Consider the following 6,218-nt stretch of genomic DNA (forward strand, 5'->3'; position numbering starts at 1 on the left):
ATCGAGCGCGACGGCCTCGTGGCCCTGCAGCGGCAGCAGCGGCACCCCGCGGCCCGCAGCGAAGGCATGTGCTGCGGCGATGCCGACGCGCAACCCGGTGAAGGGGCCCGGCCCGATCCCGACGACCACCCCCGTCACCTCGGTCGGCGACGACTCGGCGATCTCGAACACCTGGGAAATCAGCACGCCGATGGCCTCGGTGTGCCCGCGCGGATCATCGCTCGCGACCTCGAAGATCCGGCCACCGGGTGTACCGCCGGCTCCTCCGCCGACGCCGAGCGCCACGCTGGTGCCGAGCGCCGTGTCGATCGCGAGCAGCGTCTGCGCGCCGAGCTCCGGTGCGCTGACGCCGCGCGGCGCCGGGTCCTGGATCTCCGCCCCGTCGTTCGGCGCCCCGTCGTTCGACGCCGTCCCGCGCAGCGCTCCCTCGTTCACGGCAGCACTCCGTCCGCCCAACGCGGCCCGTATCCGGCGATCGTCATGACGCGCGGCTCGATCAGCTCCTCGCCGAGATCCTCATCCTCGAGTGCCCCGCCCGCGGCGGTCGATCCCGTCGGCCGTTCGATGACGATCTCGATCCAGGATCCGCGTTCCTCGAGCATCCCGGCTCCCCACTCGGCGACGACGACCGAGCCGTCGAAGTCGAGGTCCAGGTCGTCGAGTTCTGCGGCGTCGGCGAGGCGGTACGCATCGAGGTGGATGAGCGGCGGCCCGTCGACGAGAGATGGATGCGTGCGCGCCAGTACGAAGGTCGGGCTCGTCACCGGACCGCGGACGCCGAGGCCTTCGCCGATGCCGCGGGTCAGCGTGGTCTTGCCCGCTCCGAGCGGGCCGGTCAGGATCACGAGGTCGCCCGCCGCGAGACGCCCGCCGAGCTCGACTCCGAGCTCGTGCATGCGCTCGGGATCCGAGACGTCGAAGCGCTGCGAGACGGGCTCGCCGCTCCGGTCACCGGCCGCCGGCACGAGCACATCCTCGTCCGGAGCACCGGGCAGATGGTCGACCGCGACTCTGAGCACTCGGGGGCCGATGCCGACGACGACCTCGTACACGATCGTGCCGAGCACCTCGGACCATACCTCGGCCGGCGGCACGCCCGTGCTCGGATCCCCGAACAGCACGACCGGCTCCCCCACGCTGACCTTGCGCGCGAGCGAGCCCACATCGACGATGCACTGATCCATGCCGATGCGCCCCACGATCGGGCAGTGCGTACCTGCGATCGCGACGGTCGCTCCGGCGCCGTTCAGTGCGCGCGGCATGCCGTCGGCATAGCCCATCGGGACGAGGGCGAGCGTCGTACCGCCCTGGGTGACATGGTTGTAGCCGTAGGAGACGCCGGTACCCTCCGGCACCGCGCGCAACCCGACGATCTCCGAGCGCAGCGTCATCGCGGGGATCAGCCCGAGCTCCGCCGACGTCCGGTCGGGGAACGGGCTGCAACCGTACACCGCCATGCCCACGCGCACCGTGTTGTAGTAGAGGCCGGGCCGCGCGAAGGTCGCTGCGGACGCCGCGAGGTGGATGAACTCGGGCTCGATGCCGGCGCCGCGCAGCAGCGCCAGCGCCTCGTCGAAGCGGGCGGCCTGCACGAGGTCGTGCTCCTCCCCCGCGTTCGCCATGTGGCTGAAGACGCCGCGCACCCGGATCTCGCCGGACCGGACGAGCTCGGCGCCGCGCGCGAAGAGATCGGTCCACTCCTCCACGCCGGCTCCGTTCCGGCTCAGGCCGGTGTCGAGCTTGAACTGTACGTCCGCCGTTCGGCCGGCGCGTCCGGCAGCGGCCGCAACGCCCTCGAGCTGCGAGAGGTGACTGATTCCGACCTCGATGCCGGCGTCGACCGCGGCGTCCCAGTCGACCCGCACACCGTGCAGCCAGCACAGGATCGGCCCGTCGATGCCGGCTTCGCGCAGGGCGAGCGCCTCCTCGAGGTCGGCGACCCCGATGATCGCGGCCCCGGCCTCGATCGCGGCCCGTGCGCAGTGCACGGCTCCGTGGCCGTAGCCGTTCGCCTTCATCACCGCGATCACGGCGCCTCCGGTGAGCTCCCGGATTCGGTGCACGTTGTGCCGGATCGCGGGCAGGGAGATCTCGGCGACGCGCATGGATCCTGTTCTCACTCTTCCGCTCCGTCCGTCGTGCGCTCCAGGATAACGAAGGCGGTCGCGAAGCCGCCGTCGTGCGTCATCGACAGATGGGCCCGACCGGCACCGCGGGAGCCGAGCTCCCGCCGCAGCCCCGGCGTCGGCGCGAACGAAGGCGCGCGGTCGGCGTCGCGCACGATCTCGATGTCCTGCCAGCCGAGACCGCCGGATCCGCCGATCGCCTTGATGAGCGCCTCCTTCGCGGCGAAGCGCGCCGCGAGCGAATGGACCGGCAGCTCCCGCTCCGCCGCGGTGAACAGGCGCGCGCGCAGTGCGGGCGTCCGCTCGAGCCGTCGTGCGAAGCGCGGGATGTCGACCGTGTCGACGCCGATGCCGTGCAGCACCGCTACTCCACCGTCACCGACTTCGCGAGGTTGCGCGGCTGGTCGACGTCGAGCCCCTTCGCGGTGGAGAGTTCGAGGGCGAACCACTGGAGCGGCACGACCTGCACGAGGGGTTCGAAGAGCGCGTCGGTGAGCGGGAGCCGGATCACGTCGTCGGCGTAGGGCAGCACCGCGGTGTCGCCCTTCTCCACGATCGCGATCACCCGCGCGCCCCGCGCCCGGATCTCCTGGATGTTGGAGACCACCTTGGAGTGCATCACGGGCGCCTTGCGCGGCGACGGCACCAGCACGAACACCGGCTGGCCGTGATCGATGAGCGCGATAGGGCCGTGCTTCAGCTCGCCCGCGGCGAAGCCCTCGGCGTGGATGTAGGCGATCTCCTTCAGCTTGAGCGCGCCCTCGAGCGCCGCCGGGTAGCCGACATGCCGCCCGAGGAACAGGACCGATCGGGTGTCTGCCATCCAGTGCGCGAGCTGCGCGATCTGCTCGTGGGTCTCCACGGCTTCGGCCATGGCCGAAGGGAGCGCGTCGAACGCACGGATGGCTGCTGCGGCATCCGCGTCGCTCAACGTGCCCCTGACCCGGCCGAGGTGCAGCCCGATCAGGTAGAGCGCCGCGATCTGCGCCGTGAACGCCTTCGTCGAGGCGACCGCCACCTCGGGCCCCGCGTGCGTGTAGACGGCGGCGTCGCTCTCGCGCGGGATCGTCGCGCTCTGCGTGTTGCACACCGAGACGCTGAGCGCGCCCCGATCCTTCGCGTACTTCACCGCCATGAGGGTGTCCATGGTTTCGCCCGACTGGCTCACCGAGATCACGGCGGTGCGCTCGTCGAGCACGGGATCCCGGTAGCGGAACTCGTGGCTCAGCTGCACCTCCACCGGCACGCGGGCCCACTGCTCGATCGCGTAGGCGCCGATCTGGCCGGCGTAGGAGGCCGTACCGCAGGCGATGATGACGATGCGATCGATGTTCCGCAGCGTGTCGTCGCCCAGCTCGGTCAGCTCCGGGATCTCGACGCGGGCGCCGCCGGCAGCGTCGGCAGCGCCATCACCGTCGGCAGTGCCGCCCACGATCCGTCCGCGGACCGTGTTCGCGATCGCCTCCGGCTGCTCGGTGATCTCCTTCGCCATGAACGAGGGCCAGCCGCCCTTCTCCGCAGCGTCGGCGTTCCAGGCCACCTCGAACTCGGCGAACTCGACCGGGTCCCCGGAGAAGTCGGTGATCCGCACCTCGTCCGGAGTGATGACCGCGATGTTGTCCTCGTCCACCGCCACCGCGCGACGCGTGTGCGCGACGAAGGCGGCGACATCGCTGCCCAGGAAGTTCTCCCCGTCGCCGAGCCCCACGACGAGCGGCGAATTGTGCCGGGCAGCCACCACGGTGCCCGGGGCGTCCCGATGCAGGGCGAGCAGCGTGAACGTGCCGTGCAACCGCACGACCACCGCGCGGAACGCGCGCTCCAGGTCGCCGAGGCGCGCCACCTCGAGACCGAGCAGGGCGGCGACGACCTCGGTGTCCGTCTCGCTGATCAGCTCGACGCCGCCGGCCTCAACCTCCGCGCGCAGCTCGGCGAAGTTCTCGATGATGCCGTTGTGGATCACCGCCAGCTTGCCGCCGTCGCCCAGGTGCGGGTGGGCGTTCTCGTCGGTCGGCCCGCCGTGCGTGGCCCAGCGGGTGTGCCCGATCCCGGTGCCTCCCGCCGCCACCGGGCTGGCCTCGACCAGCTCGATCAGCCGCGCCAGCTTGCCGGCCCGCTTGCGGACCGCGAGCCCGCCCCGCTCGTCGAGCACGGCGATTCCGGCGGAGTCGTAACCGCGGTACTCCAGCCGTCTCAGGCCGCCGAGCAGGGCATCGACCGTGTCGTTCGGGCCGACATAACCCACGATTCCGCACATGCCGGCAAGTTTAGTGGCACCATGGATGTGCGATGACCGAGCCCAGCACACCCCCGACCGACGCCGCCGTCGGCGCCGATACCCAGGCGCTCACGCGGCACGATGCGACGAGCCCCTTCATCGAGATCGGCCGTGAGGAGTGGGCGAGACTCGCGGGCGAGACTCCGATGCCGCTCACCGAGGCCGAGCTCGACACGTACCGCGGACTCGGCGAGCCGCTCGACCTGACCGAGGTGGGCGAGGTGTACCGCCCGTTGAGCCGCCTCATCAACCAGTACGCGATCGCGGGCCGGGAGGTCCACCGCCGCACCCGAGGTTTCCTCGGTCGCCGCACCGACCGGCCCACCCCGTTCGTGCTCGGCATCGCGGGCTCCGTCGCGGTCGGCAAGTCGACGGTCGCGCGCGTGCTGCGCGACATGCTCGCCCGCTGGCCGGAGACCCCGGAGGTGCAGCTCGTCACCACCGACGGCTTCCTCTACCCCAACGCCGAACTCGAGCGGCGCGGCATCGCGCACCGCAAGGGCTTCCCGGAGTCCTACGATCGGCGCGCGCTGCTGCGCTTCGTCTCGCAGGTGAAGTCCGGTGTGCCCGAGGTCGGAGCGCCGCACTACAGCCACCTGATCTACGACATCGTGCCCGGCGAGTTCACCGTGGTGCGCCGACCCGACATCCTCATCGTCGAGGGCCTGAACGTGCTGCAGCCCGCCTCGATGGAGCATCCGCTCGCGGTCTCGGATCTCTTCGACTTCTCGATCTACGTCGACGCCCGCACCGCCGACATCGAGGCGTGGTTCACCAACCGCTTCCTGCAGCTGAAGGAGCAGGCCTTCACCGACCCGGACTCGTACTTCCGCGGCTTCGCCGAGCTCGAGGACGATGAGGCGCGCGCCCTCGCGCACGAGTACTGGAAGGGCATCAACGAGCCGAACCTGATCGAGAACATCCGGCCCACTCGCGCCCGCGCCTCGCTCGTGCTGCGCAAGGAGGCGGATCACCGCGTGCAGAAGGTCCTGCTGAGGAAGCTCTAGTGCCGGAGTTCCAGCCCGTGTACGAGGCCGCAGGGTCGCTTTCGGTGCGTCTGGAGGCCGCCGAGGTCGAGCATCCGCCGGGTCACCGCTATCGGCACCACCGGCTGGTCGTCGCGGACGGGCGGCCAGGCGTGGCCGTCGCGGCACGGCGCGGCGCCCAGCTACTGATGGTGCGGAGCGTGCGGGTCTCCACCGGCGAGGAGCTCTGGGAGCTGCCGCGCGGATCGAGCGAGGCCGTCGACGCCGTGGGAGGCGCTATCGGCACCGACGCCTTGGGCGGTGCTATCGGCACCGACGCCGTAGGTGACGCGGCCGGCACCAGTGCCGTAGGCGGCGCGACCGGCGCCTCTGCGGCAGGCGAACCGGACGATGCGTACAGCGACGCCGCGCTGATCCGCGCCGCCATGCGCGAGCTGTTCGAGGAGACCGGGTACACGGGAGTCGATCCTCGGGTCATCGGCCGCTACTACGTCGATTCGACGATGTTCCCGCAGCGCTTCGGCATCGTCGCCTGCACGGTCGACGAGTCGGTTCCACTCGGCACGACCGACGAGGAGGTCGAGGAGGCGCGCTGGTTCGAGCTGGCCGAGCTGCGGCGCCTCGCCGGGGAGTACGGGATCCGCGACGCGCATACGCTGGTGGCGCTCGGGCTGGTCGCCGGTCCGGAGGCGGATCCGCGCGAATCCGGTACCGGGCGCACGGCTTGACGCGCGCCCGGCGGATCCGCTCGAGCCGTTACGAGCGGCCGGAGTCGGAGTTGTTCGACGGCTGACCCACCGCCGGCGCCGGTGTCCGCGTCGGCGCCGG

6 protein-coding genes are annotated in these 6,218 nt (G+C 71.3%); 2 read left to right on the top strand and 4 right to left on the bottom strand.

Annotated elements, in window-relative coordinates; translation table 11 throughout:
- From tsaB to glmS, 4 genes are all read right to left on the bottom strand, one after another.
- Window positions 1-435: tRNA (adenosine(37)-N6)-threonylcarbamoyltransferase complex dimerization subunit type 1 TsaB (gene tsaB / locus ACFPZL_RS08770; protein ID WP_382335123.1), on the bottom strand; the 435-nt coding region annotated here is incomplete at its 3' end.
- Window positions 432-2,120: an alanine racemase gene (gene alr, locus ACFPZL_RS08775; protein WP_218115878.1), complete on the bottom strand. Its 1,689-nt coding sequence runs from the start codon at window positions 2,118-2,120 to the stop codon at window positions 432-434. The genes tsaB and alr, both read right to left, overlap by 4 nt.
- Complete coding sequence (locus tag ACFPZL_RS08780) at window positions 2,117-2,488, bottom strand: holo-ACP synthase (RefSeq protein WP_218115877.1); 372 nt, start codon at window positions 2,486-2,488, stop codon at window positions 2,117-2,119. Before ACFPZL_RS08780 ends, alr begins: the two co-directional genes overlap by 4 nt.
- 2 nt (window positions 2,489-2,490) lie before the next feature.
- A complete protein-coding gene (gene glmS, locus ACFPZL_RS08785) occupies window positions 2,491-4,383 on the bottom strand; it encodes a glutamine--fructose-6-phosphate transaminase (isomerizing) (RefSeq protein ID WP_218115876.1) in 1,893 nt (630 codons plus the stop codon).
- A gap of 32 nt (window positions 4,384-4,415) precedes the next feature.
- On the opposite strand from glmS, the gene coaA reads away from it, so the two are divergent.
- Both coaA and ACFPZL_RS08795 read left to right on the top strand, forming a co-directional pair.
- Window positions 4,416-5,411: a type I pantothenate kinase gene (gene coaA / locus ACFPZL_RS08790; protein WP_218115875.1), complete on the top strand. Its 996-nt coding sequence runs from the start codon at window positions 4,416-4,418 to the stop codon at window positions 5,409-5,411.
- Entirely contained in the window at window positions 5,411-6,118 is a 708-nt protein-coding gene (locus ACFPZL_RS08795) for an NUDIX hydrolase (protein ID WP_218115874.1), read from the top strand. Before coaA ends, ACFPZL_RS08795 begins: the two co-directional genes overlap by 1 nt.
- The last annotated feature ends 100 nt before the right edge of the window (window positions 6,119-6,218 follow it).

This window comes from Leucobacter soli (assembly GCF_042659205.1).
Lineage (GTDB): Bacteria > Actinomycetota > Actinomycetes > Actinomycetales > Microbacteriaceae > Leucobacter > Leucobacter soli.

Excerpts from the sequence above, each read along its gene's own strand:
- glmS (WP_218115876.1), bottom strand. The coding sequence starts at position 4,383 with ATGTGCGGAATCGTGGGTTATGTCGGCCCGAACGACACGGTCGATGCC.
- coaA (WP_218115875.1), top strand. The coding sequence starts at position 4,416 with ATGACCGAGCCCAGCACACCCCCGACCGACGCCGCCGTCGGCGCCGAT.